Origin of the sequence: Streptomyces sp. NBC_00210, assembly GCF_045160975.1 — a bacterium.
GTDB lineage: Bacteria > Actinomycetota > Actinomycetes > Streptomycetales > Streptomycetaceae > Streptomyces.
Genome location: NZ_CP108120.1, coordinates 388409 through 415260, shown reverse-complemented (window position 1 = coordinate 415260; position 26852 = coordinate 388409). Strand labels below are relative to the sequence as shown.

Here is a 26852-nt window from a genome sequence, read left to right as displayed (position 1 = left end):
AACTGTGGGTGGAGTCGCAGGACGGCGTCCGGCACCGGCACACCTGAGATGGTTCTGTAGGTTCTCATCGCTCTCGCTGGGCTGCGAGCCAGGAGGAAGGCCACGAGAGGCGGCGGCTCAGTTCGGCCCGTGCGCACGGTGTGGGCATGCGGGCGCAGTTGGCCATGTCGCTCACGACTGGTTGCCAAGGTCTGTCCACGGATCTGTTGTTCATCGACAAGTCCGATTGAGTATCAAACGCCGTTGAGTATCAGCGGTACAGCGGTTAACGCCGAGAAGGATCTTGAGGACCTACCGTTGCCGTGCTCCGCAGCACCATGGGCACGGTGCCCGACCGGCCAGCGCGGGCTTCCGGAGACTGGCTGTTGTCGCCGCGGACCACCTGATGGACAGGAACGAGCCCGGAATGCGGGCGTCCGGCTCCCGGCCGGGATGGCCGTGGTTGCGGGGTGAGCGCTGCGGGGGATCATGCGGCGGGTACGGCCGGACATGATCTCCCGCAGCCCGTGCTCGTTCGGTGCGATGCTCGCCGGCCGGGGCGAGGAGTGACGGGCCGCGCCCCGGCCGGCGGGTTCCCGCGCTCTCGGCTACCAACTCACACCGGAAGCGCTGTCAGGGGCAGTTGACCATCGAGTCGCCGGCGTCGCGGTTGCAGCTGTCGAAGGCGAGACCGCCGTCGAGGCTGTCGTTGGCGTTGACCCCGTCGGTGGCGTTGAGGGTGTCGTTGCCTTCGTCGCCGCTCAGTGTGTCGTTGCCGCTTCCTCCGGCCAGGGTGTCGTTTCCGGTGTTCCCATTGAGCGTGTCGTTGCCCTCGTCCCCGTTGAGAGTGTCGTTTCCGGCGTTGCCGTTGATGGTGTCGTTTCCTCCCAGCCCGGAGATGGTGTCGTTCCCGGGCCCGCCGTTGATGGTGTCGTTGCCGGGAGTCGCTGTGGTGAGGCCGAAGGCGCCGGTCGGGTCGTCGCCGACGAGGTGATCTGCTCGGGGGCCACCGTTGAGCTGGTCCTTGCCGTCGCCTCCGTAGAGAGTGGCGGGAGCATCCAGATTCGGGGAGACCGTGATGTCGTCATCGGCGTCCCGGCCGTTGACCTGCACCGCTGTGGGGAGCGGGCACGCCGCGGTGTTCTGCGACCGTGTCTCGCAGGGGGCGAGGGCGCGCACCTCGTCCGCGTTGTCCGACACGAGGACGACGCTGCCCTGACGGCGGATGGTGATGTCATTGGCCACGCCCTGATCCGCTGTGACGAGCAGGGTGCCGCCGACCATCTCGACCACCGTGGCGCCCGCGGGGTGCCGGGGCTCGGCGGTGAGCGGGGCCGCCGAGGCCGAGGTGCCGGCCAGCGCAGCGCAGAGGAGCGCTCCGGCCGAAAGGATCACGCTGATACGTCGGGCTGTCATGGTTGTGCGTCTCCTTCGTCGTGTCGCTGGCACTGCCGGCCTGTTTCCGCGCCGTTCGCGCTCGCCGGTCACGGGCACTCTGTGACGCTGTCGCCGAGGTCGGCCGTGCAGCTGTCGACCTCTGTGCCCCCTTGGACGTAGTCGTTGCCGCTGACGTCGTCGATGGCGTTGATGCTGTCCCGGCCGGCGCCGCCCTCCACGAAGTCGTTGCCGGTGCCCGCGACCACCTGGTCGCCGCCGTTGCCGCCGCTCACCACGTCGTTCCCGGGGCCTGCGTTGATGACGTCGGAGCTGGCCCGGCCCTCGATCGAGTCGTTGCCGGCGCCGCCGAAGATCCGGTCCGGGCCGCTGGCGCCGTTGAGCGTGTCGTTGCCGCCTCCACCGGAGAGGAAGTCGGAGCCTTCATCGCCTTCCAGGGTGTCGTTGGCGCTGCCGCCCTGGAGGCTGTCGTCACCCGCGCCGCCGATGAGGGTTACCCCAGGACTTGCCAGGGACGAGGTGACGTTGTCGGCCTGATCACCGGCGTTGACGACGAGCTCGGTGAGGCTGCCGGCCCCCGGACAGACGGCCTCTGTGGCGCTGAGCGCCGTGCACCCGCCGAAAGCGACGATGGTGTCACCGGTGTCCCTTACCCGGATCGTGTCGCCGACCTGCCACACGGAGATGGTGTTGCCCAGGCCCACAGCGGCGGTGACGGTGACCGATGTGCCGTTCTTGCTCACCAGCGTGCCGGCCGCAGCGGAGCCGGTCGGCTGGGTAGCGGGGGTAGCACTCGCCGGGCCTGTGAGGCACAGCGTGAAGCCGAACACCGTTGTCAGGAGCGCAACGGTGCGATGAAGCGCCTTGTCCATGACCAGCCTCCTGTAAAGCGTGCGGGATCGTTACTCGGCTCGGAATTGCTTTCTTGGCCCGGTGGTGACATGGCGCAGCGGCACCACCCGCATTCATGGAACGGCGTTGTGCCGCATGGGTGCGTCGAGCCGTTCCACGGGCACGCGAATCGTTGCCTCGTCACCTTGGTACGGGACAGCGGAATTTTGCCCGCCGGAAACGGCCTCTTATGGTGTGCTCGCCTTCCCGGCGTTCATGACGGCAGTACGGCAATGCGTGGTGGCTCACAGCAGGACGGGGCGCGCATTGTCAAAACGTTGCCACACATCGGATGATGCGAGGCGCCCCTCGGCTGCCGGGCCTGAGTATGCCGTGTGGAGAACCTGTGGAGGAGAGTGTTTAGCGCCAATGAGTGGATAATTCCGCGAGTTTCTCACCTGCGGTGCAGGCCGTGCCGGCGGCACGAGTGCTGCGGAAAGGAACGCGTCCACGGTGGCGGAAACACCACTCATGGCTTCCGGAGTGCAGACATGAGCCACTTCCCAGCCGCGCACGAACGGCACGGGCTGCCGCAGAATCGTTCGCCGTCCTTGTGGTGCGGCCTTGTGACAGGCCGTGCCGACCTCGTTCGGCATGTTCCGTGTCACGGACGGGCCCCCTGCCGAGTCGACTGGCAGGGGGCGCTGTCCGGCCGACGTGCCTCCCGAGCTTGCCTACCGGAGTCGAGCGGGCCCGGCCCGGCGCTGTTGCCGGGCCCGGGGCGCCGGAACGGATGGTGTCGTGGGGGAGGGGGTCACGAGCCGGCGGAGTGTCCTTCGGTGGTGCCGGTCTGTCGGTAGCGGCAGGCGCCACGGTTGTTGGCTGCCCGGCATGCGTCGTCGATGGGCTCCTGCCTGCGCAGGTGGCGCTGGTACGCGGCGCGTGTTCCGCAGGGCGCCGGCTCCCTCGGGCGGCCGGGCCCGCGATCTGTTGTGTTGGGGTCGGGCGGGGGCAGCTGCTGCCTTTTCCGCTCGTGCTCGAGGGCGTGTCGCTGTGCGCCGGTGAGGGCGGCGATGATGCCCCGGCGGTCGCGCTTCGGCAGCCCTTCCTCGCGTCGCAGTACGGCGGCCCGGCAGTCGTCCAGCACCGGGCAGGCGGTGCAGATGGCCATGGCCATGACCAGGGTCCTGCGGGAGAACCAGAGCTCGCCGTCCTCGTCCCGGCAGGCGGCGCTCAGCTCCCATGTCCTGGTGGTCAGGTCCACTGCGTCGGATGAGGCGGGGCTTTTTGAGGGGCGCGCGTACCGCCGTGATCCGGGTGCGTTCGGCAGCCTCATCGGGCCCGGCCGATCCGGGCGTTTGTCGATGCGGGAGGATCCGCGGACGGCGCCGCGTTGCGGACTGGAGTCAGGGGGCCCACGAGCGTCGCGACGTTCGCGAGCGAGCACCGTTCGGGTCGGGCGCCCAGCGACATCAACGGCATCCCGTCGTGCGCACGGTATCCCTGGAAGTGCCAGATGTCGCCGTGGGCGTCGCGCTGGGGCAGTGCCAGGTCGAACACGTTCCGGCCGAGCCGAAACGGGCGCGTCACGGATGCGGTCGCCGCCTTGTGTCCCGCGATGGGAACCTCGTAGGCCACCACCGACAGCCGGGCCCCGCCCTGGTTGCCCTCCGCGGTGACGGCATACGGCATTGTGTGCCGGCCGTCGTCCGTGATCTGGAAGTACGCGCGCCATCGCGCCCACTGGGCCGGATCCGTGACGTGCAGCACGATGCGCACGCTGTCCCCCTCGGCGTGGACGCCCTGGAAGTCCGGGTGACGTCCGATCCGCCGCTCGATGGCCAAGGCGACATGCCCGGCCCGCCGGCACACGGCGTCCCAGGCAAGCGCTTGACGCTCCAGCTCCGTCGCTGCCACGACGTGGGCCGGGTTCCCGGTCACGCGGCCACCGTCACAACCGTCAAGCGCAGCCTCTGCATGGCCCGGAACGTGAGTGTCTTGACCGCCGCGACGGTCCGGCCCAGCTCATGGGCCGTTTCCTCGGTCGACAGTCCGTAGATGAAACGCAGCTCCACACAGTGCCGCTGATAGGGGTTGAGTGTGCGCAGGGCGGTGGTGACCGCCTCGTGGGCCTCGATCGCCTCCAGCTCCCGCAGGGTGGTGGATTCGACGCTCCGGTCGCCTTCCCCCGCGTCCCGGAATTCGGCGACCAACGTCTCCAGCCGGGTACGACTGTGTCGTGCGTCGTCGAGGTGCAGGTTCCTGGCGATGGTGAGCAGCCAGGCGGCGAACTCCGAGCCCTGCCATGCGAAGCTGTCGATGCGGCGCAGCGCACGGATGAAGACTTCCTGGGCGAGGTCCTCGGCCAGGTGCCGATTCTGTGTGCGGAAGAAGAGATAGCGGTACACGAGCCGGTGGTGTTCGCGGTACAGGGCGGCGAACGCCTCGCGATCACCGGCGCGGGCCCGCGTGACTAACGCGGGTTCCGGGCCTCCCGGCGGACCGATCGGGCAGTTGTCCTGTTCGAGCATGGCATGAACTCCTTTGGCCTCATGGAGTGGTGACGGTGGATGAGGGCTCGTCCGGTCGCCGCCCTCATATTCAATATTCATGTAGATGTAGATTTCGCAGCTGCAGGACATCGGCTGTCTGTGGTTCGCGGCGCCATCTGCATTCTTCATGTAGATGTAGATTGCGTCAAGGGGGGTCTGCGGGCGGGCGCGTGGGGATTCGCGGCGCGCGCCGGGATGCTCTCTGCCCCGCAACGGGAGACAGGGCCACTCGATCTGCAATCTACTTGCGCATGTAGATGCTGATGGCCGATCCTCTGACGTGTGACCAGCCACCAGAACCACCCCGCTGAACCCAGGCCCGGCGATGACGGCGTCCGTGAGGGGGAGGACCTGGCGGCTCTGCTCGAACGCCTGCTGGCGAAGGCCTCGGGGAAGACCCAGAAGGACTTGGCCTCGGAAGCCGGCATCTCGTACCCGACACTCAACGCGTGGATGAACCGCACCCGCGGAACCTCCCGTGTCGAGCCGGACAAGCTTCGGGCCATGGTCGACGTGTTCCGTCGCTGGGGTCTGAAGACCACGCCACGGGAGTTCTTCCAGGCTGTCGGCCGACCCGTGCCCGGTCCCAGCAGGGACGAGCGGGAGGCCAAGCTGCTGATGCTCTACCGGCAGCTTCCGGAGGCCCGTCAGCGCGCGCTGATCCAGGACGCCGAAGCGATGCTCCAGGTCAGCCGGATGACCTGACGCTGACGGGGGTTTCCCGGAAAACGAGGTGTCCCCACCCTTGAAGCAGGGGTCGTCAAGCGCCACTCAATATGCCAAACACCCCTACGGTATAAGTAGGCTGTACCATCAGTCACCCGCTGACCTCCCGGAGCGGATCACTTCATGACGTCGTGCATCCCTGGGGAGATACCTGTGTGCATCCGCATTGCTGTCGCCGACGATCTGCCCGAGATCTCCGTCTGGGATCCGGACGAAGTCACTATTCTCGTCGCCAGGGGCACCCAAGTGCACGCAGTGATCAGAGAGTTGCACGCCATCCTGACGATCGACCTGGGCGCCCCGGAGGCACCGGGCGGCGCCCTGCTCTGCTTCTGTGGTACACCCGTGCAACTACCGTACGAACTCGCCCCCTTGGCCGTCGACGCCGCTGAGGCGGGCTGACGCCGCCGCGGACAGGGAAGCGCTCGCGCGGAGTAGCAGGCCGACTGAGTCCTCATCGAGGCCGACAACGACGCCGGCTCCCCTCCCGCTCTCTTGGCAGAGGTCGATCGCGCAGTGCCGCGCCGTCGCCTGTCCAACCGAGCACCTGGCGCGTAACGGCTCGCGCTCCATCGAGGACGCGACTGTCCGATGCTCGACAGGCGACTCAGGGGCTTGTCGCTCCAAGCCCTTCTGCGGTTCCCGGAGCTCCACGAGCCCCGGGCGAATCTCTCGCAGCCGACCGAGCTCTTTCGCGATGGAGATGCAGCCCCTCCTGCCTCCGCTTCCGGCGTCGGCAGGTCCAGCCTGGGCCGGCGGGGCCCGCCAACCCGCTCGGCGGGTCCGGCAGGCCCCCAGGGCTCAACCCGCGTACGTGAATTCGTCGGCCGGGCCGGTAGGCGATGTGGTCACGCCGACCGTCACGGTGACGTCCACCGTCTTCGCCGGGTCGAGTGGCCGGGACGGCACCGTCGCCGTGATCACCGTCGAGGACGCGACGGTGACCGAGCTCGCGGCGGTGTCCTTGAACCGCACGGCCGCACCCTGGGCGAAGCCCGAGCCGTTGATGGTGACCTGAGTGCCGGCCTTCCCGCTGCGCGGGGATACTGCGCTGACCACCACGGGCGCGGGTCCATTGTCATAGGCGAACTGCCCCAGCGGAACGGCGGGCGACGTGCCGAGGCTGGTGGTGACACGGACGTCTACGATGCCGGTCCCGTCGGGCGCGATCGCGGTGATCCGCGTACCGGACGGGTCGACTTTGACGTCGGCGTCGGCGCACGGGATCGGGCCGAAGTCGACGACGCTGTCCGCGCCGAATCCGCTGCCGGTGAGGATGACCTGCGTACTGCCCTCGCCGGCCGTGGGTTTCACCGCGGTTACCACCGGCCCGGCAGGGACGACGGGTGCGCCCAGCAGGGTCAGGTACGTGGAGTTGGCGTGCTGGAACGCGACCTGGCCCAGGAAGTCGCCGGTGGTCTTGTTGACGAGCTCCTTGTCGTACGCCGAGTAGTCCGCGTTCACCGTCTTGGGGCTTGTGGCGCTGGGTTGGACGTAGACGTTGCCCTTCCGGAGCAGGTCGATCTCCGTCAGCAGAACCTTCACCTCTTCGCTGGCCGCCGGGCCCGGGCCCGGGTACCAGTTCTTGGCCACGGGCAGGTCGGACCAGGCCCGCGGGACCAGGTCGTACGCGTTGACGTGGCGCTCGTTCAGACTCCACGGCCGGGAGTCGACGTAATCGGCGAAGCTCTTCAGGCCGGCGGTGGGGGCGGCGAAGGTGAGGAGTGCGAACTGCGGCTTGTTCGCCGCCCAGGTCTGGGCCTGGAGGTACGTGGCCAGCATGGTGGCGATGCAGCCGCCGAGGCTGTGTCCGGTCACGTAGACCGTCGGCTGGGGCTTGGACGGTGCGGACGCGAGGAGGCCGGCGAGTGCTTGCGTGAGGGTCGCGCCCGAAGGGACGACGGCGTCCGGCCATCCGGGCTGGCCCTCCGGTGCCTGCTCGACGGGCATCCCTGTGATGCTGCGCGCGGTGGCGATCTGCGTGAACGCGGCCATGGCGCCGGCCGAGACGGCGACGTTCGCCATTCCGCCGGCGGTGAATGGCACCACCGTGCCGACGTCGAGGTCCTCCATGATGTCGGTCGGATTGTCGATCGTGCCGCGGATGGCCACGGCGAACTGGTTCGAGCCGTCGGAGTTCTTGGCGATGTACGCGAGGTTCGCGTTGTCCGGGCTGAGCGCCAGCCACATCAACTGCCACGTGCCGCGCGTGGCGAGCGCGGAGTTGTTCAGTTGGGCGGTGACGCCGCGCATGGCGCGCTGGGTCTGCTCTTGCAGGGTTTCACCCGATGGGCGCGGGGTCGCCGCCGTGGCGGCGATTGCGGCCAGGGTCATGGTGACCTGGGCGGGGGTGGGGTCCGACTGGGTCGCCGTCGTCATACGTGCTCCTTGCATGTCACCGGGGCGAAGTGGGTCGCGGCGGCCGCCGTACGGGCTTCCCGGGGCCCCGGCCTCCGGACCCGCGTCCCGGCGGGCGTGCGCCACTCAGACTGTCGCGTTGATCGTATTCATCCCGTTTCGCGGTGCTCGGCCGCCCGAGGCTTTGCGGCCATGCGGAGCCGCGGATTTCAGGCTCCTGGCCGAGTCCCGGGCCGGGCAGCGCCCCCGCCGACGGAGACCGGTCACCCTCCGGGCGGGGTGGTGACGGCCGGCGACGGCGTCCCCCTTCGTGGTGTAGCCGATCAAGCCGCGGGGTCGCGCGCTTGTGCCCGGAGCGCACAACGGTTGCTTGTAGCTGCTCCCTGAGCTGAGCAAGAGGCAGGCCACCGCGCCACTCCCTCTGGTGAACGGGCAGGACAACCCCGACGCACTCCCGCCCAGTGAGGGTGTGATGCTGCACTGGTGGCCGCCAGAGATCATGACGTGGCTGCAGATGCGTGGCTCCGTCCGCGGCGTAGGCAGTTCCTGTCGATTCGATCCGGCGGTCAGCAAGGACGCCCTGAGGAAGACGGGGCGGGAGGCGCCCTCCTGGCATGAAGATCAGAGCGACAAGAACCGTGTAACGGGCGACTGTTATGCACGGCTCGGTGAGGGCCGGAGAGTGAAACTCCCTCCGGCTGCTCGGCACACCCTTCTTACCGGCACGCCGCGACCCTGTGGGGTTCAGGGAAACCGAAGGTCTTTCAGCGCGAACCCGCGGGTCCACCGGTGTGCGTAAGGCCGATGCATCCATGGGTTCGGGTGAGACACTGGGATGCTGAGCGATCCGAAGGGCTTCGGTGGTGACGCCGGCCGGACGTCCTCGGTCCTCACCGTCGGCCGCCGAACTGCCAGTTGTGCACCTCAATGTCGGCGTACCGGTCCGGGGTCAGGATGGTGCGCGCCGTCTTCGAGTCCGGCGCCCGGACCAACGCCGCCGTGCCCAGCCAGGTGGCGGCGTTGTCGGACAGCAGCGGCCCGTAGGCGATCAGCTCGTCCCGGTCGGGCGGCACCGCGAGGTCGGCCGCCTGCCCCGTGCCGAGGCCGAGCACCAGGTACCGGTTGCCGCCGGTCCGGCCGCCGGGGAAGTCCCACATGGTGCGTCCCAGCGTGTTGCGCCACCGTCGCAGCAGCACGTCCCGGTAGACGCCGGCCTGGTAGTTCGGCTCGTCGAAGGCGAACGCGCGGGCGGCGGCAGGGTCGGGCAGATCGACGATGTGCACGCTTCCGGTGGGCGTGTCGCCGTCGCTGGCGAGCGTCGGGCCCCGGGCGATCATCTCCTTTGCATACCGGTCCATATAGGACCAATGCTCTTCCAGTATCTCGTCGCGCAGCGCTGCGGAGCCGGTCCGGTCGCGGTGGTAGCACAGGAACTCCATGCCCAAAGGATCTCTTCAAAGAGGTAACCAGGTCGAGCGGGTTTCACTGCGATGGCTGCTCGGCAGCCTGATGCAGAAGCACGCGTGCCGACTCCGCGTAGCGGATGGCCGTCTTCTCGTCGATGCCAACGTCCTCGTCGAGATGGTCTGTCGCGGCGCGCAGGTCATCGGCGAGGAGAGCGGGACCAGCCCGCCGACTGGCGGTTGTGTGAGTGCCTGTGCCGGCGGTGCCGCACGCTTGGCCTGCCGGTCGGCGACCACGACAGCGCGGGAACCGAGCTCGTCCAGTACGTCGGCCACCAGTTGGACGGGATCGGCGACGCCTTGCCGCCCCGGACCCGCAGGACACAGCGGACGAGGGCGATCGCGGGTGGCGCCCGGGACCTGTTGGCGGCTGGTTTCGTGACCCACCCCCTCCCCTCCTCACCGCTGGCCAGTGAGGGTCGTCGTCACAGTAGGTGCTGGTCGACCAACACAAAATTATGTGTCATGTGATATTGCACACTCAACTTCGTTGCCTCCATGCTGTGTCAACCTCCTGGCCGACCCAGCCGGGAGCCCCCCTCGCAGCGGAGGTTCGTAATGATCCCCAGGTTCAGACCCAGACGATGGGCCGTCGCGATTGGCGCGGCGGCCGCCCTCATATCGAGTGGGCTCGCGTCGACGGCGACAGCTGTCCCACAGTCCGCGGGCCCGAAATGTACGCTCAACGTCCCGGCCAGCCCCAGGTCGGAGACCCCGTCCAGTTGTGTCGCGGTCGATGTGAAGCTGGACAAGCTCCCGGCCAAGGGTGAGACGGCCGCCCTGCGGGTCAGCCTGCGTTCCCAGGTCGCAATTGCCCACGCCCGACTGGCAGTCCGTGTGCCCGACACCCTCCAGCTCATCACCGAGGGTTCCCCACTGAGCGCGCCCAAGCAGGTCGGCCCCTGGCTGGACGCCAAGGGCGTGGTGGCCCTCGACACGAACAAGCGGACCCTCACCCTGCACGTTCGCGCCACGGCGGAGGGGCCAGCCCAGATCGAGGCCAACCTCACCGACGTCGACTCGGCGTCGCCGGAACGGGAAGCCCACGGTTCGGTGCTGCTCACCGTCGGCACGAACAAACCGGGTGAAAGCGTCTCGCGGTCGGGGGTGGACATCACCTCGCTCCCGGGACGTTCGGGCGAGCGGCGCTCGACGTCGGCCTCGGTAAGCAAGAAGTTCGCGAAGGTTTCGCAGACCGGCGGAGGCACCGGCGTCGTTGCCCAGGTCGCCGGCCAGCAGGTCTGCATCAGCGGCGGCTTCAACTTCACCAACCAGGCGGGGACGTGGCTGGGCGGCCGCAACCTCACCGTGAAGCTGTGGGGGCGGACCACCGCGAATGCCGCGCAGCAGGTCTACGCCAGCGGCCTGACCGACAACTCCGGCGCCTACAACCTCTGCTTCACCCTGCCGGTCGACTCGATGTACCTGCTCTTCGTGGAGTTCCGGTCGGAGAGTGCGGCCTGGCAGGTGACCAACGGCAGCGGGTCGGTGTACTCGACGACCACGCCCGCGACCTACAACGTCTCCACCAACCAGAATTTCGGCTGGACGGCGCCGGCGGCAGCCCAGATGCGCGCCTGGCACACCTTCGACACCCTCAACCTGACCTGGTGGTGGCGCGGCTCCAACACGGGTTGCTGGACCTCCCACGAGACCAGCAACTGCAGCAAGATCACAGCCCAATGGTGGGCCGGCAACGCTGACGGCGGCTACTACGTCCCCGGGGCCAACGCAGCCGCCAGTTACATCAGACTGCGGGACAATGACCCCGACTCCGAGCACCTCGTGGTCCACGAATCCGGTCACGCGCTGATGCACCAGCTGTACAACTGGTGGTGGTCCAACGCGAACTGCGCCGGGCACCAGATCTGGACGGCTCTGTCCACCCAGTGCGCCTGGACCGAGGGGTTCGCCAACGCTGTCGCCGGCAGCGTCAAGGGCGACAACCAGTTCATCTGGCCCAACGGCTCCTCGGTCAGCATGATGAACTCCACCTGGTTCAACTCCGGCCAGCCGAACTCCAGCACCAACTGGCACAACGGTGACGCGGTGGAAGGCCGCGTGGCCGGCTCCCTGCTCGACCTGTGGAACAACGTCGACGGTGGAAAGGCGGCCACGATCAATCTGCTGCTGAATCACAGGGAGTCGAGCTTCGGCGAGTACTTCAAGAACGACCGCCCAAGCGCCGGGCTGGACACGTCGGACAATACCCGCAACTGGGTCTACTGGCACACCGTCGACTACCGGGCCAGCCTGCTGAACTCCAGCTTCGAGGCCAACACGTCAGGAGGCCAGACAGGCACGGCCGGTTGGAACTGGACGGCCACGATGGGTGGGTCGTTCGTCGGCAACTGGTCGACGTATCCGGCCAACACCGGCTCCAACTACGCCTGGTTCGGCGGCTATGCAGCGACCGAAACGCAGACGATGTCCCAGCAGGTCACCATCCCCAGCAACGTGAACCAGGCGTGGTTGGGGTACTACAGCCGCATCGGCACCTTCGAGACCGACCAGGTGGCGTATGACACGCTCAAGGTGCAGGTCGTCGACGGCGCCACCACCACCACGCTGGGAACCCTGTCCAACGTGAACGCCAACAGCAGCTACGTCTACCGCTCCTACGACCTCTCCGCCTACCGGGGACACACAGTGACGATCAAGCTGGTCAGCAACGAGGACGCCTCCCTCCGAACCGACTTCATCGTCGACGACGTCACGGTCAACACCGCCTGACAGGCAACGTCGGCGCCCGTGCGGAAAGGGGGAGGCAACCGAAGACGTGGGGCTCCGGGCGTGCAGCTCGGAGCCCCCACGGTGGCGGGAACGCTCAGTCGGGCACCCGCGGCGGGAACGGTTGGCGGTCTCATCGTTGCTGGCGCCCAAGATCGCGGCCTACCTGCCCGAACCTTCGGGAAGCAAGCCCGTTCGCTTCCTCCGAATGCCGACGACCGATCGACGGCGGGCATGCCAAGGGGATCGAGCTGCCGGGAGTGTTTCAGTTCCAGTCGAACAACTCGATGCACCCGCCCGTGTACCGGGCGGACAAGCGCGGCTCACGCAGGGCGGTGCACGGAACCAGGAAATTGCTTATTCATATTTATCGTGTCATAACGTGCTTATCGATGGTATATACGTTTTCCTCGTTACCGATCCCTTGATGTTGGACGCACGACGGAAGGCATGGTGGTTGGTGATGGGAAGGATTGCGGTCGCACCACTGGTCCTGGCAGCGATGAGCCTGGGCCTGGCATGCGAGCTGTCGGTCCCCGCAGAGGCAGCCCAGAGGCCAACGAGCGCCGCACCATCATGGGCTGCTGCCGCGCACACACGGCCGAACGTGCCCCGGACGACCGTCCGAGGGGCCGTCACGGCCAAGAATGGCCTGAGCATCCGTGCCCTGCCCACGACCCACTCCACCAAACTGGGCAGGTACTCCGCAGGCGCCGGGATCAGCATCTTGTGCAAGGCGTACGGCCAGGACGTGGGCGGAAACACCACCTGGTACAGACTCGCCAAGCGCTCCGGCTGGGTCGCCGCCCGCTATATCCACGTCACACGCCCCGTACCGCCATGCGACGAACCGGGGCCCACCGGCCCTACGGGTCCCACCGGGCACGGGCCCACCGGTCCTACGGGTCCCACCGGCCCTACGGGACCCACTGGCCCTACGGGACCCACCGGACCCTCCAACACCGCCAACATCACCGCGGTATACGGAGACCCCAGCACACTGGGGCCGGGAGAGACTACTGCTTTGGTCGCTGTCTGCCCGCCCGGTCAAAAAGCCATCGCCGGCGGCTGGCTAGCAGGCGACGAGATCATCCCCGTGAACAGTTACCGAAGCACAAGCTCCAACCCCGACGACAGTTGGACCGTCAACTTCCACAACGTCTCCAGCACGCAGGAATACTCCATCACCGCCATCGCCTACTGCACGCCTTGACCGCACAGGGGGACTGTAATTTGATCCGGCGGGGCCAGATCCGGGTGCGCCGCCGCGTGGGCCCGAGCGCCCACGGGTGGAGCACCGCCGCGTGGATCCTGCGGGGTGGACAGGCGCCGTGTCCGCATACCGCGCTCAAGGGCCAGGCTCGCTGGACCAGCCGCTGGAAGACCGCGCTGAACGCCTTCGACAGCATCTTCGACGGCCGCCTTTCAGCAGCCCGCCAGTAACCCGACCAACCTGGTTGCACCGTTCAATGGACAGATCCCACAGGGGACTACCAACTGGGGACCGTCAATGTGTCGGTGCAACTGAGGCTGGTTGTCGGGTCAGATGGCGGGGCTTGCGATGCGGGTGTAGGTCAGCCCGTTGCTGACACCGGCGGGAGTGGTGACCGTTACGGTGACGGCTCCCGCGGCGCCTGCAGGGGGGAGGGCAGTGACTTGGGTGGGGGAGAGCACGGTGAACGCTGCGGGGGTGCCGTCGAATTGGACGCTGCTGGTGGTGGTGAGGTTGGTTCCGGTCAGTGTGATCGCGCTGCCGCCACCGGTGGGTCCCTGGCTGGGAGTCAGGCTGGTGATGGTGGGGGCTTGGAGGTAGACGTAAGTGAGGGCGTTGCTTGTCCCGCCGGGGGTGGTGACCGTGACGGCTGCGGCACCGGCTGTGTGGGCGGGGGTCACGGCGGTGATCTGCGTAGGAGAGTTGACGGTGAACGATGTGGCCGCCGTCGCATCGAAACGCACGGCTGTCGCGTTGATGAATCCGCTGCCGGTCAGGATCACCGTGGTACCGCCGACTACCGTTCCGGAAGAGGGCGCGATGTCTGTCGCCGATGGCGGTGTGGTGTAGAAGAAGTAGGCGAGGGGATTGTCGGGGTTGCTGGTGCCGCCGGGGGCGGTGACCGTGACGGCTGCGGCACCGGCTGTGTGGGCGGGGGTCACGGCGGTGATCTGGGTGGGAGAGTTGACGGTGAATGATGTGGCCGCCGTCGCATCGAAACGCACCGCTGTTGCCCCCGACAGGCTGGTGCCGGTCAGGGACACCGTGGTACCGCCGGCGGTGGGGCCCTGACTGGGGGCCAGGCCGGTGACGGAAGGCGCCGCCACGTAGGAGAAGCTCAGGGCGTTGCTGGTGCCGCCGGGGGCGGTGACCGTTACGGCTGCGGCACCGGCGCTGTGGGCGGGGGTCACGGCGGTGATCTGCGTGGGAGAGTTGACGGTGAACGATGTGGCGGCCGTCGCATCGAAACGCACCGCTGTCGCGTTGCTGAATCCGCTGCCGGTGAGGATCACCGTGGTACCGCCGGCGGTGGAGCCCTGACTGGGGGCCAGGCCTGAGAGCACGGGGGCGGTCAGGTAGGTGTAGGTGACGGTCTGGGTGCTCGTGCCCTGGCTGGTGGTGACGGTGACATTGACTGCGCCGGTGCCGGGGGGAGTCACCGCGATGATCTGTGTGCTGCCGGTGACGGTGAAGGAGACGGCGGCGTTGGTGCCGAACCGGACGGCTGTCGCACCGCTGAAACCGGTACCGGACAGAGTGACGGTGGCCCCCCCCGGAAGAGGGTCCCTGGCTGGGACTGACAGAGGACAAGGTGGGGGCAGCCATGGTTGTACTCCTTCACGCATCACTGGGGGCAAAGCCGCACGGAGGCATAGATGGGCTGGGCGAGTTGGACGGTGCTTGAAGACAAGTTGGAGCTCGCGGCGGGCAAACCCAGTACGACGGGGTTGGGCATTCCGGCCGCTGCCATCAAGGGCGGAAGTGGATCGACACATGCCCGGCACGTCCTCCCTGCCGTGGCCGACGTTTGAGTCAGGCTGTCTGCGGAGTATGGGTCAGCGTCGAGCACGACCACCCCGCTCACCGAGCCCGCCGGCAGGTAGCGACTATTCAGATGCCGGTGAACGAGACTCGGGTGAAGACGGCTGCTGTGCGCCGAAGTTCACCGCTCTTGTTCCGCTCAAGTTGGTGCCGGTCAGTGTCACTGTCGTGCCGCCGTAATCGGTTCTTGGTTGGCGTCCCATAAGAGCCGGAGGCGACGCGGCTGCCGTGTTGGAGTTCTGGGCGGTGTTCATGACGCCTCTCTGCAAGAAGGGACGAACACAGTCGACAACTGCTGCGGCGGGCGGGGAGCGCCCGGGCGCGAGTGGATGCCTACGCCCGGGCTCTTTCAATGTCCGGCCCGTTGGTCAATCGGGTGCCGGGAGTGCCGACTCAGATGCCCGGAAGGGCTACGTAGGTGTAGCCACCGACCTCCGTCGCGCTGCCGCCGGTGGTGGTGACGACGACGTCGACTGCGCCTGCCGTGCCGGGCGGGGTGACTGCGGACACGGTGGTGCTGTTGACCACGGTGAACGGCGCAGTTTCGCCGTCGAAGGTGATCGACTCGGTGGTGGACAGGTTGGTGCCGGTGATTGTCACTGCGGTGCCGCCGGAGGTCGATCCGGAGTTTGGCGACAGCGTGGTGACCGTGGGTGGGTCCACGTAGGTGTAGGACAGGCCGTTGTTGGTGCCGCCGGCCGTGGTGACGCTCACGCCGACCGTTCCGGGCCCGGCCCCGGCCGGGACGGCAACGCTGAGCTGGCTGTCGGAGAGCACGGTCGGGGTCGCGGCGTTGGCCCCGAAGTTGACGGCAGTGGCGGTGGACAGCCCGGTACCGTTGATGGTGACTGTGTTCCCGCCCGCGGTGGCCCCGGAGGTGGCGCTCAGCGCGCTCTTGAACGGGGCGCCGATGTAGAAGAACGACAGCGGGTTGCTGGTGCCGCCCGATGTGGTCACGGTGACGTCGACCACGCCGGACCCGGACGGGGAGCCGACCGTGACCGACGTGGGCGTGTTGGCGGTGATGGTGGCCTGCTTGCTGCCGAATTTCACGGCACTGGCGTTGGCGAGGTTGGTGCCGGTGATGGTGACGGTGGTGCCGCCACCGGTGGATCCCTGGTTCGGGCTGATAGGCATGGGTGTACCTCCAGGAGAGGGCAACGCGTGCGATGGTGGGAGGAGTGTCCTGTCTCAGCGGCAGGGCATCGCCACTCCTCAGCAAGCGATGCACCCGCCGTGGACCTGGCACAGCACGGGGTGGGAAGCACAGTGGCGCGCATGCGCCCGGATCCTACGCAGCCGATCGACCACATCGACACGGTCAGGACATGCGCCCGGGCTTGGTCGCCCGCGACTGGGGCGCCCCTGGCTCAGGCCATCGGGATAGGGGTGAGGGGGGCAGGGAGACCGCTCGAGCGACGGCCAACTCCTGACCACGCTCCAGCGTGCCGCACCGGTGACTGGTCCTGTCATGTGTGATTGCCGCTCGCTCCAATCGCACTACGCGGCTTGGGCGAACGACGGACTGGCCATCGCCCGACCTCGAAGAGGAAGGACGAACCTGCGGCTCCGGTACACCTATTACCCCAGGTGAGTCACCTGCCACAACCCCCCTGACGCCGCATCACCCGAAGGGAGTACCTGCACATTCTTTCATTCCCGCCAGAGGTTTTCACGGCTCGATGGCGCAGTTCTGCGACTAGTCCCGACACGTCCTCTGAGTGAACTCCACCAACGCAGCGCCGCTTACATCCGTTTCGGGCTCGACCACCCTCTGCGCTACCGCTTGGTCGCGACCGGACCCGCGACCGCTGCAACTCAGCGCAGCACACCGTCGCCTGGTGTCCTCATGAATTCGTTTTCCGATCAAGTCGCATCAGCAGCCACAAAGGATTCTCTGACCCAAGGTGTGGCGAACGCCCGTCCAGGCGGGCGTGCATGGGCGAATCGGATACCGGATTGAGCTGGTTGGTGGGCGCGGGACAGGCTGGTTTTGGAGGCTCGGGGTGACGAACCTCAGGGCTTTTCAGGTCCTCCGCTCCGCTTGACGCCCTCCTGTTCGTTGGAGGAGGAAGACTGGTGCGGGGATTCGAAGAACGCGGCCTGGTTCTTGCCTGCGGTTTTGGCTCTGTAAAGGGCGGCGTCAGCGTCCCGCAGCGCTTCTGAAGGCGCGGTCGGCTCGGTGATGCGCCGTACTCCGATGCTTGTTGTCACGTTGACTGAATGGCTACGGGCGAGGGTGAATGGGTCTTTGAAGGAGTCGAGGATCCGCGTGGCGTAGTCGTGCAGTGTGCTCGCATCGACGTCTTCCACGAGGAGGGCGAATTCGTCTCCGCCGAGCCTGGCCACCATGTCCTGTTTGCGGACCCTGGCCGTCAGCCGCCGTGCGACGCCAACCAGCAGTTCGTCGCCGACCGGGTGCCCCAGCGTGTCGTTGACCTCCTTGAAGCCGTCGACATCGAGCATCAGCAGTCCGGTGGCGGAGATGGCGGAGCACCGGCCGAGAGTGAACTCCAGGCGATCGTTCAGCAGTGCTCGATTGGCCAGACCCGTCAGCGGGTCGTGGGTAGCCTGATAGCTCAGCTGTTCTTGGAGCTCTGCCTGCTCTTGCAGTGATGCTGCGAGGGCGTGGGCCTGCGTCCGTGCTTCGGTGGCCCTGCCTTGGGCGTACCGGGCCAGGAACGCGATGCGCAGCACCAGCAGCAGCGACAGGCTCGCCATCATGCCGACGATCACCGTGATGTTCACGGGCTGGTCCCGGATGCCACCGACATTGGCCAGCACGATCAATGGCCCCAGCAGGATGAGCGCGATCAGGATCGACATTCGCCGCCGGGACAGTCTTTCCTGGTCTTCCGCCAACTGTGTCGGCCGGGCAACGGACGAGTGTAGCGCCGCCACCCCCAGCAGGAGGGATGAGACCATCCACCCCACTTCGGACAGGTCCTCCGCGATCGCGGTCCCGGTCGTGGCCAGCGTTCCGTAGTAGAGGCCGTCGGCAGCGAGCAGGACCAGCAGCCAACCGATGACCAGAACAAACGACGGTGTGCGCGTGCCAGTGGTGAGCATCAGCCGCGCGGCAATGGACAACAGCACCAGGTCGGTGACGGGATAGGCGATGGTCACCGCGAGCGGCCATGCGGACAGCTCGCTGCGCAGGTAGGGCGCGATGATGAACGCCCATGACAGCGTGCCGGCCCCCAACGTGACGATTCCCGCGTCCAGCAGCCCTGCCCAGTGCAGGCGGCCTGTCTGCTGCCTGGCCAGCGTCACCAGGCCGGCCGTGAAGAACAGGTAGGTGCCCAGGTAGAGCATGTCGGCCACGCCTGGGAACGGAACCTCGACGCCGCGGACCTGGTAGAGACCCCAGATCGTGTCCGCCGCCGCGAACGGTGCCATGCCCGCGGCCAGTAGGTACCAGGGAAGGACCGATGGAGGCTTGTTCCTGGTCACTCCCACAGCGATCGCGAAGACGACCGAGGCAGAGATCATCGCGCCCAGCATGTATCGCCATGAGGAGGAGGTGACCAGATAGGTGACGATCACCGCGGTCCCTACTGCCGCATACGCCCAGGCCGCCGCGTCGTGGCGAGAGGGCAGCCGGACCTGACCCTTGCCCACAGGCCCTCCTTCCCTGCCCGCACGCACGCGCCCGGGCGGGCAGCGGGCCCCACCAGCTCGCCCGTTCCAGGGAGTGGTCCTGGCGACTATGAGCGGAGCCAGATCACCAGCGCTGCGACGGCGACCGTGCCGACACAGCGGGTCGAGATGCCTTGTCGGCGGACTTGGCGATGGTCCTGAGCAGAGCCTCCCGTGCTCCGCAGAAGTCCGTGTGCGCGGTCGAAGGTGGCTTCCCGCCGGCAGCTACTCGCTTGCTCGCCGGTGCGGTCATCCCCGCCTCCTCCTTGGGGCCAGTCATCGGCCCGCGGCGCCGCACAGCGCCCCTTTGACCACGCGAAGGCGACCGGCGATCGCTAACTCGGAGACCTGAGCCAGGGTTCCGAAAGGTCGAAGTAGGTGACGTCCTGCATGAGGGACATCATTTGCTCGAACTCTTCCTTCATCTCGGCCGGTGGTTCCTTCTGCTCGCCCTCACGGGCGGCCTTCTCCGAGGTGAAGTAGACCGCTTCGGTGAACCCACCGTCGCCGTGCAGCCCCACGGTGCCGCCGATCAGGTCCGGCCGGAACGCGGCAAGACGTTCGTCGTCGGTCGCGTCGTACATCTCACGGAAGCGAGCGGGGTCGGAGATCCGCCCCTGCATGATCTGGACGAAGCCCGCGTCGTCCGAGCCGCCCCGCAGGTACGACAGGACTTCACCACAGTTGTGGAAGGTGACCTCCCCGGTGAAGAGCTTCGAGGTCTCCGACCACCACGCGCTTTGCTCCGGCCGGTCGCTGTTGCGCTGCGCCGCTTCCGCGGACTCGAAGCGGACCACTCCCACAAATGTGCCGTCACCGGTCACACCTCCTGTGGAGCCGAGCCAGCCGGTAGCGCCCGCAGCGATTTCCGCCTGCCAGCGGTCGAGCCGCGCCCGCAGCGCCGCGGCGTCGCTGACGTGGCCCTGGATGACCTGGATGAACATGAGTACTCCTCGTATCGATCGCCAAGCCCATGGAGCCACCGGCTCCGGTACCCGACGCTAGGATGAACCGCCCGGTCCGGCGAGCCGTGAGGGTGAAAGCTAGGCCGATCAGCTGTAGCGTCCGCGGGCTTGCATGCGACGGCGCGAAGCAGGGGCACCTGGGGTCCGGACACAGGGACCTCGCATGGATTTACGAACTTGAGTGGCGGCTTCGTCCGCCCATCGCCGATCGCCGGCTGACTGCCGGAGTAGCCAGACTGCGCCTACTTCTCTGCCCGCGGAGCACCACGGACGCAGGTGGGACGCGTGAGGACGGCGCAGAGTCTCCATGCCCCCGCCCGGTCCTCGTCGTGGACCCGGCGCCGCGGGCGGCGAGTCCCGCGCCGGCATGGCGCCCAGGGCATGCGCGGCCAGGAAGACCGACCACGCCCGTTCCCCGCCCAGGTGGTGCTCGGCCACGCGTGCTCGCGTGATGCGGCTCGAGTATTGACCCGGCCCTGCCCGATGGTTACTCCTACTCGTCTGGGACTGTCAGAAGTATGTTAATTTCGCATGTTGAGAACCAAAAGGCCTTTGAACTGGTAAGGTTCGCGCATGGGGATGACGTTGAGGGAGACGCTGCAGCTGACTGTGGCGGCGTTGATGCAGGCGACCGGAGACTCGCAGAACGAGCTCGCCGTCGCGCTCGGGCTGCAGCAGACGCAGGTCTCGCGGCGTCAGGCCGGCCGCACAGCATGGACGTTGGACGACTGCGACGCCTTGGCCGTGCATTTCCGTATCCCGGTGTTGGATCTGCTGGCTGGGCCGAGCCGGGCGTGTGAGGTCCTGCCCGCCGACCGGCGCAGGCCCGGCCCGCGGCCGCGGGCCGGTACCACGAGGGCGCGCGAGGGAGCTCAGCAGTGACCGGCTTCGAAGCGATCGACGCGCTGCTGAATGCGAGCGGCCCGGAGGCGGAGCTCCCGCCTGCGGAGGAACGGCGGGCGCTGCGCGAGGGGCTGCAGCTCTCCCGCCCGCAGCTGGCCCAGGTGCTCGGGGTGAGCCCGTCGACCGTCGGCGGCTGGGAGTCCGGCAGGGACCCGAGCGGTGAAGTCCGGGAGAAGTACGCCTACTTCCTGCAGCGCGCCGGCGAGATGCTCCGCCCGGCCGACGAGGCCGCGGGCACCAAGGCGGCCGCGGCGGACGCAGATGAGACGGACTGTGCGGCGGAGCCGACGGCGGATCCGGGCCCGGTGGACACGGAACCGGATGATGTCGAGGCACTGCCGTCTGCTCTGCCCTGTGTGCTGTGCGGTGGGCCCGCTGCGCACCAGGTCGCAGGGTTCCCCCAGCACTTGGATCCTGTCGAATGCGCCGCGCCCGCAGCCTCCGCCCCTGCGGCGACTGAGCCGGAAACCTCCCCGCCGTCCGCCCGGACCCCGCGACGGGAGACCGGCCGGAAGCCGCAACGCCAGGGCGGGCAGCCTGTTGTGGCGGTCGGCCGCCGGGTCCAGACGGCGGACACCCCGGACCTGATCGGGGACGCGGTCCGCGCCGCGCTGGAAAGGCACGGCGGGGACGTAGAGGCGGCGACCGCTGCACTGATCAAGCGGGCGATCCCGGACGCGATGATCCTGCTGGACGAGACCCGCAAGGGTGCCCGGTACGACATCATCGCCCACCCCGGCATGCCGGACATCCTGCGGAAGAAGACCGCGAAGGGCGCGGACGAGATCTGGGAGGCACGTCCGAAGTGGACCCGCCCGGAACTCCCGCCAGGGCGGCATGAGATCACCGCGCTCGACGTCAACGGCGCCTATCTGTCCGCTTTGAAGACGCATCTGCCGATCGGGCAGCTGGAGCATTCCACCGGGTTCGACCACGATCGCCGCCGCGCCGGTGTCCATCTGATCACCCCGCCCGCGTGGGACCACGAGGACGTGCTCCCCAACCCGATCGGCAATCGCGACGAGCCCGGCCCGCTGTGGGTCACCGAACCCACGCTGCGGCTGCTGCTGCGCCTGTCCGGCCCGAAGTACGGGCTGTGCGATCCGCCGGAGATCCACGAGTCCTACACGTCGGGAGCGACAGAGAACCTGCTGGAGAAGTTCCGCATCACACTGAAGGACGCCCGCGACCGAGCCATCGTGCAGGAGGATGACGTCACCCTCGAGTACGTGAAGGCGATGTACTCGAAGTTCGTCTCCACGATGGGGGAGTCCAACTACAACCGAGAGCTGTACCGCCCGGACTGGATGCACCTCATCCGCTCCCAGGCCTTTGCCAACCTCTGGATGAAAGCGCTGAGAGCCCACGAAGAGGGGCTGATCGTGGTCAGCGCGATGGGTACCGACGAACTCCACGTGCTGGGGGAGTGGAAGAGTGTCTTCCCGCAGGGCCGTGGTGTGAGCGAGGTCAAGGTCAAGGACGTGTACGCCGTCGGCACCGATGTCGATCCGGCGGCCGCCGGCAGCGGCGACGCGGCAGAGGGGAAGTAGCGGATGCCCGAGCGCACCATCCACTTCGGCGCATACGGCGCCCGCGGCATCAAAGGCCACGAGGCCGTTGCCCGCCAACTCGACGCCCTCGCCGGCTTCATCGCCACCCCCATCACCCAAAAACGCGGCCTGATGGCCCGCCTCCACTACCTCACCCGCTCCGACCACGCCCGCCAAGCCGCCCGCGACGCCGGCCTCACCGTTACCGACCGCACCCTCAAAGCCTGGCTGGACGGCAAACGCAGCCCCTCCCGCAAGAACCTCGAGCGCATCGATGCCGCCTACAGCACCGTCCGGCGCCACAATGTGGCCCGCTATCTCATCAGCCGTCTCAACGCCCAAGGACGCGGCACCCGGGTCGAGATCCACCCACTCAACCAGTCCCAGGTCCCGCGGCCCCGCCAGCGCGTAGTGGAGTACCGCACGCTCAACATCCGTCACTGGGACCGCATCGTCGAGGCCTGGGCCACGGACGACGACCAGGCGCTCGATGACGCCTGGGTCGACCAGATCGTCGACCTCGGCTCCCAGTGGGGCCAGTACGAATACGTCACCAACATCGGCTTCGCGGCCTGACCAAGCGCGAATCCAGCGAGTGCGCGACCTATGTGAGGTTTATCCGGCCGGGGGTCGGCAATGTCCCCAGCTCGCCGACACGCTGCACATCGGCAGACCGCGGTTCAAGCGAGGTGTTGGTTGCGGTGTTCCTCATAGACATCGCCCAGGCGATCCCGGAGCCGCGCATGGCGGAGCTGGTAGACCGCGCCGGCCTGGCGCAGCACGCCTCGCTGGTAGGCGTCGTCCAGGAAAGCGTTCACTGCCCACGGGAGCCGCCCTGTCAGGGGTAGCCAGAGGCGGGCCAGGAGCACCCATCGGCCCCAAGCGGTCAAAGTGCCGACCCCGAGCACGACCGCTAGCCCGGCCGCGAGCCCGGTCGCGAGGCCGAGTACGAATCCGCTCACGAGCCCGATCGTGATCCCGTACCCGAGCCCGATCACGAGCCCGACCGCGAGCAGTTGGGTCAGCACGGTTGTGCGGTTTGTGGTCAACAGCGCCGACGGGCCGACTGAGGATTCTCTCTCGATGACAGCCTCGAGCCCGGCCATGAGCGCGAACGTGATTCCGACCGCGAGGCCGAGCCCGATCCCGATCACCAGCCCGGTCCAGAACACCAGCGCGATATTGAGCGCGGGATAACCCAGGAGAACCCAATAGGCCGCGAGTCCGAGGCCGAACACGACTCCGAATACGAGGCCGCCCGCGAGTCCGCCCCGAATTCTGGGGAGGAAACTCTCCTTCACTCTCTTCGACCCGCCGCGGATCTGTATGTGCATGCGCGACGGCTCAAATACCGGGCCGCCGGCCTTGAGCTTCGTGGCGAAGCCGTGCATGAGCCCGAAGGCGAGCCCGATCCCGAGCCCATTCAGAAGAATGTCGACGACTCCCTCACTCAGCCACCACGCGGGCCCGTACACGAGCCCGAGCGTGGACCCGTACACGAGCCCGACCGTGAGCCCCGACAGAATTCCGACCGTGACCCCGACCACGAGCATCCGTGAGGAGAGATTCATGCTCGTTCCCAGCCGCCACCATTCAATGTCATGTGTCTTGAGTTGTCTCAGGTGCGCGGCGAGGTAGCCGAGCCAGTGCTGGGCGAGTTCGGGGTCCCAGCGCCGCTGTTCTGCCGCGGGTGGGTTGCTGAGAAAGCGCGAGTAGGCGGTGGGGATGAAGTTGTCCAGGAGATGGTCTTCAAGGGCTTCTCGGGTGCTGAACTGCTTGATGTCCAGCAGCTCCGATGGGTTGCGGTCGGATTCGTAGATGGTGCGGGCAAGTGTGACCATCAGGGGGGTTGTCAGCACGGCGGCGAGATTGGCGCCGGCTTGTGTGTGGGGATGGCAGCGCAACTCGTTCAGGACGTGCTGCCACCCGGTCGGGGTGGTGGTGTCCGTGCCGTTGGTGAGGGTCGTATTGGTGGCGCGCAGCAGGTAGTTGACGGAGTCGTCCAGGGTGAGGTCGGTCAATTCGATACCGACGGCGCAGGGAACAACCTTGGTTGCCCTCACGGCGGCTTCGAGTTCGGCGTGGCGACTGGTCACCAGCAGCGGCAGGGTGGCCGCGTTGAGTGCTTTCAGCGCGGGTCCGCGCAGGCCGTTGGCGATCTCGTCGAACCCGTCCAGAATCGGTAGGACGTAGCCGGCACCGACCAGCGCGGCGGCCCACGTTGATCCGTTGGGGCTGGCTCCGGCCAGAAAGGGCTGGTCCCGCTCCAAGTGGCTGATCAACCAGTCCCGCAGTGGGGTGGTGGTGGGATTCCACGATCCCAGGCTGAAGATCACCGGTACCGGTGTTCTGTCGGATTGAGTGCGCGTTTTCAGCCGGGCCAGTGCGAAACGCAGCGTCAGGATGCTCTTCCCCGAGCCTGCCCCGCCCAGCACCATCAGCCAGCCGGACTCTGTCCGCTCGTAGACGGCCGCGATCTCATCCAGCTGACCGGCCAGGTCCAGCGGGGGAACAGCTGTCGCCCCGGCCAGGGCGTTGCGGATGCTGTCCCGGCGGCCGGGCGCCTTCGGAGGTGCCAGTTGCCAGTGCACAGGCAACGGGTGCGGATCCCGTAACCGCTGTTGTTCCTCCTCACGCTGCAGGCGGTCGCTGACGTTCTGCGCGAGGAGATGGGCCTTGTCGGCCAGCGTGTCCTCAACGGAGCTACGCCTGGCGCGGACGGCCTGCACAAGCCGATCGACCATCTCGGCCAGCGTGTCCTCGGCGGAGATCTCTCCGGCGCTGATGAGCACGTTGATCGCGTTGTCGCCGGTGCTCGCGATGCCCGAGTTGCCACCGTCGACCTTGATCGACCGGTCGCCGCCCGGCTGGCCAGGGGTATGCACAGCGGGGTCCAGCTCCTGGGGACCAGGCCCGACGCTCACTGGTGCAGGGTGTTCGTCGCGCCCTCGCCGGTCGAGATGATCCCGGAGTTGTCTCCGCCGAGGGCGACGCTGTGGGCACCGCCGGCCTGGACGGCCGGACGCTCCCGCAGCAGCGCCGACAGCTCAGCAGCAAGCTCCGGGGTGTCCCTCAGTACCTCCTGCAGGGCATCCCTCAACTCTGTGCGCCGCGAGGCCAGCGTGTTCGGGGCCGCGTCCGCCAGGTTGGTGACGGCGGCTCGAACCGGGTCGGCGTCGGCGCTGCGGTGCAGGATCCGGTCGAGCAGCCGCTGCCCCAGCCGCACCGTCGCCCCGGCCGCTTCATCCTCGGCCCTGGTCAGTACGGAGTCGCCGTAGGCGCCCACCGCCGCTGCGACTGCCGGCACGATTTGGCCGAGCAGTAAATCGATCTCGGGCACAGGTGTTCCTCCTGTCGCGCACCGCGAATTCGGGGGTTCATCGTAGCCAGACCGGCACCTTCGATCAGCGGTTCGGCCGCGAAATTGATCCCAAGTCAGTTCCGCTCTGGACGCTGCTGTGCTTCCTGTGGGAACACGCCCGGACCTGGTGGATCGGGCGGTCGCTGCGTGCGGCCGGACCGAGCAGCGCACCGCCTCATCCACCCACCACAACAGGACCATGCCGAAATGCAACGGCACTGGGGCCAGGGCGTCTCTTTCTGATCACCGGATGGTGCTGACGTGCAACCCGCACAAGGGTCTGCCAGGGAGGCTTCGGACCCGCCACGGAGCGGGCCGCGGTCGAGGAGGTGCTGCGGCGCCGCGACACCGAAGAGCCCCTGCCCGACTTCTCCGACAGGGGTTCTCGGCCGCGGTGGACGTGTGGGGATGTGGTCGGACCGAGGGCGTGGCCTACGGCGCGAGCCACTCCGCCTGGAGCTGGGGAGCCACGTTGGTCTCTCCTGTGAACAGCCAGGTCGAGGTGGCGACACTTCCGGTGGTCTGGAAGACCCTGAGGGAGATCACGTCACCGACATTCAGCTGAACAATCGTTGACACGTCCTGCGAGGTGCCCATGCCGACCGGGGCGTCCGCGGTGTCCTGCCCGTCAAAGGCGACGACACTGCCGTTGACGGAGATACGAAGTTGACGCTGCCCCTCGTCATTCGCAGTGAAGTCCCAGAGAATCCTTCCCTTCAGGAGGTAGCGCCCGGCGGTGTTGACCTCCAGCGTCGAGTTCGTCGAGTCGAACATCGTGTCCGTGTCGTAGGCGGCGCCACTGAAAGTGATCTGGGTCTCGGCGTTGGTCGGGATGGTCTGAGATTCGGCGGCGAAAATGCTCGCACCGACATTGACCGTGGGCCCGGCAGGCCCCGTAGCCCCGGTCGGTCCCGTCGCACCCGTCGGCCCCGTAGGACCTGTTGGACCCGGCCCGCCCGTCGCACCCGTCGCACCCGGCCCGCCCTGCGGGCCCGTCGGCCCCGTAGGACCTGTTGGACCCGGCCCGCCCGTCGGCCCCGTAGGACCTGTCGGTCCCGTCGCACCGGTCGCGCCCGTCGGGCCCCTCCTGCACTTGTCCTTGCCACCGCGGTCCGACCCGTCCCTGCAGTTGTCGTCTCCGCCGCCCGGGCCGCTCGACACGCTCACGCCTTCGCCCATGCTCTGAGCCGCGACCGCGACCGGACTGACCAGCCCGGCCGCCAGGACCAGCGCGAGTGAGGCGATCGCGCAGCCCGTGGTCCAGTTGGCTCGACGAGGCAGCGGTCCCAGTCGGGACCCTGTCCTGTTGGCAGGACTCATGTACGCGCTCCTTGCTTCGACCGGTTGGGGACTCCACGTCCGATCC

Annotated in this window: 20 protein-coding genes; 6 read left to right on the top strand and 14 right to left on the bottom strand. The window is 67.7% G+C overall.

Annotated features, from left to right (window positions below):
- Positions 1–612 precede the first annotated feature (612 nt).
- The 5 genes from OG729_RS02155 to OG729_RS02135 all read right to left on the bottom strand — a co-directional run bounded on the left by OG729_RS02155 (position 613) and on the right by OG729_RS02135 (position 4736).
- Entirely contained in the window at positions 613–1395 is a 783-nt protein-coding gene (locus tag OG729_RS02155) for a calcium-binding protein (protein ID WP_405803902.1), read from the bottom strand.
- A gap of 68 nt (positions 1396–1463) precedes the next feature.
- Positions 1464–2246, bottom strand: a complete 783-nt coding sequence (locus tag OG729_RS02150; RefSeq protein ID WP_360883943.1) for a calcium-binding protein — start codon at positions 2244–2246, stop codon at positions 1464–1466.
- A gap of 773 nt (positions 2247–3019) precedes the next feature.
- Positions 3020–3469 (bottom strand): WhiB family transcriptional regulator, encoded by a 450-nt coding sequence (locus OG729_RS02145; protein ID WP_360883941.1) that lies wholly within the window; start codon positions 3467–3469, stop codon positions 3020–3022.
- 68 nt (positions 3470–3537) lie between these two features.
- A complete protein-coding gene (locus OG729_RS02140; RefSeq protein WP_405803900.1) occupies positions 3538–4146 on the bottom strand; it encodes a BN159_2729 family protein in 609 nt (202 codons plus the stop codon).
- Positions 4143–4736 (bottom strand): sigma-70 family RNA polymerase sigma factor, encoded by a 594-nt coding sequence (locus OG729_RS02135; RefSeq protein WP_405803898.1) that lies wholly within the window; start codon positions 4734–4736, stop codon positions 4143–4145. The genes OG729_RS02140 and OG729_RS02135 overlap by 4 nt, the downstream gene beginning before the upstream one ends.
- Positions 4737–5039: 303 nt before the next feature.
- Here OG729_RS02135 and OG729_RS02130 point away from each other — a divergent pair, with 303 nt between their 5' ends.
- Both OG729_RS02130 and OG729_RS02125 read left to right on the top strand, forming a co-directional pair.
- Positions 5040–5462, top strand: a complete 423-nt coding sequence (locus tag OG729_RS02130; RefSeq protein WP_360883933.1) for a transcriptional regulator — start codon at positions 5040–5042, stop codon at positions 5460–5462.
- 174 nt (positions 5463–5636) lie between these two features.
- Positions 5637–5885, top strand: a complete 249-nt coding sequence (locus OG729_RS02125; RefSeq protein ID WP_360883930.1) for a hypothetical protein — start codon at positions 5637–5639, stop codon at positions 5883–5885.
- 399 nt (positions 5886–6284) lie between these two features.
- Here the strand turns inward: OG729_RS02125 and OG729_RS02120 are convergent, their stop codons facing one another.
- Together OG729_RS02120 and OG729_RS02115 are read right to left on the bottom strand one after the other, a co-directional pair.
- Entirely contained in the window at positions 6285–7862 is a 1578-nt protein-coding gene (locus OG729_RS02120; RefSeq protein ID WP_405803897.1) for a lipase family protein, read from the bottom strand.
- A gap of 869 nt (positions 7863–8731) precedes the next feature.
- Positions 8732–9280 carry a YciI family protein gene (locus OG729_RS02115; protein ID WP_405803896.1) on the bottom strand — a complete coding sequence of 183 codons (549 nt, stop codon included), beginning with the start codon at positions 9278–9280 and terminating at the stop codon, positions 8732–8734.
- Positions 9281–10042: 762 nt separating this feature from the next.
- Between OG729_RS02115 and OG729_RS02110 the strand changes: the two genes are divergently transcribed.
- A complete protein-coding gene (locus OG729_RS02110; RefSeq protein ID WP_405803895.1) occupies positions 10043–12037 on the top strand; it encodes a hypothetical protein in 1995 nt (664 codons plus the stop codon).
- A 1539-nt stretch (positions 12038–13576) separates the two neighbouring features.
- On the opposite strand, the gene OG729_RS02105 is transcribed toward OG729_RS02110, so the two are convergent.
- The 4 genes from OG729_RS02105 to OG729_RS02090 all read right to left on the bottom strand — a co-directional run bounded on the left by OG729_RS02105 (position 13577) and on the right by OG729_RS02090 (position 19651).
- A complete protein-coding gene (locus OG729_RS02105; protein ID WP_405811010.1) occupies positions 13577–14782 on the bottom strand; it encodes an IPT/TIG domain-containing protein in 1206 nt (401 codons plus the stop codon).
- A 679-nt stretch (positions 14783–15461) separates the two neighbouring features.
- A complete protein-coding gene (locus OG729_RS02100; RefSeq protein WP_405803893.1) occupies positions 15462–16205 on the bottom strand; it encodes an IPT/TIG domain-containing protein in 744 nt (247 codons plus the stop codon).
- Positions 16206–17084: 879 nt separating this feature from the next.
- Positions 17085–18689, bottom strand: coding sequence for a diguanylate cyclase domain-containing protein (locus OG729_RS02095; RefSeq protein WP_405803891.1), 1605 nt, complete (start codon positions 18687–18689; stop codon positions 17085–17087).
- A 353-nt stretch (positions 18690–19042) separates the two neighbouring features.
- Positions 19043–19651 (bottom strand): hypothetical protein, encoded by a 609-nt coding sequence (locus tag OG729_RS02090; RefSeq protein ID WP_405803889.1) that lies wholly within the window; start codon positions 19649–19651, stop codon positions 19043–19045.
- A gap of 594 nt (positions 19652–20245) precedes the next feature.
- On the opposite strand from OG729_RS02090, the gene OG729_RS02085 reads away from it, so the two are divergent.
- Genes OG729_RS02085 through OG729_RS02075 form a run of 3 tightly spaced genes read left to right on the top strand, consistent with a single transcriptional unit; the run spans position 20246 to position 22701 of the window.
- On the top strand, positions 20246–20554 hold the full coding sequence (locus OG729_RS02085) for a helix-turn-helix transcriptional regulator (protein WP_360883909.1): 309 nt from the start codon (positions 20246–20248) through the stop codon (positions 20552–20554).
- Complete coding sequence (locus OG729_RS02080) at positions 20551–22125, top strand: helix-turn-helix domain-containing protein (protein WP_405803888.1); 1575 nt, start codon at positions 20551–20553, stop codon at positions 22123–22125. The genes OG729_RS02085 and OG729_RS02080 overlap by 4 nt, the downstream gene beginning before the upstream one ends.
- A gap of 3 nt (positions 22126–22128) precedes the next feature.
- Positions 22129–22701, top strand: a complete 573-nt coding sequence (locus OG729_RS02075; RefSeq protein WP_360883903.1) for a transcriptional regulator — start codon at positions 22129–22131, stop codon at positions 22699–22701.
- Between the two features lie 104 nt (positions 22702–22805).
- On the opposite strand, the gene OG729_RS02070 is transcribed toward OG729_RS02075, so the two are convergent.
- From OG729_RS02070 to OG729_RS02060, 3 genes are all read right to left on the bottom strand, one after another.
- The gene (locus OG729_RS02070) at positions 22806–24917 is read right to left on the bottom strand and encodes an NACHT domain-containing protein (RefSeq protein WP_405803887.1); all 2112 of its coding nucleotides are present in this window, start codon (positions 24915–24917) and stop codon (positions 22806–22808) included.
- Positions 24918–25045: 128 nt separating this feature from the next.
- Positions 25046–25465 carry a hypothetical protein gene (locus OG729_RS02065; protein WP_405803886.1) on the bottom strand — a complete coding sequence of 140 codons (420 nt, stop codon included), beginning with the start codon at positions 25463–25465 and terminating at the stop codon, positions 25046–25048.
- A gap of 453 nt (positions 25466–25918) precedes the next feature.
- Positions 25919–26806 (bottom strand): hypothetical protein, encoded by an 888-nt coding sequence (locus tag OG729_RS02060; protein ID WP_405803885.1) that lies wholly within the window; start codon positions 26804–26806, stop codon positions 25919–25921.
- Positions 26807–26852 lie beyond the last annotated feature (46 nt).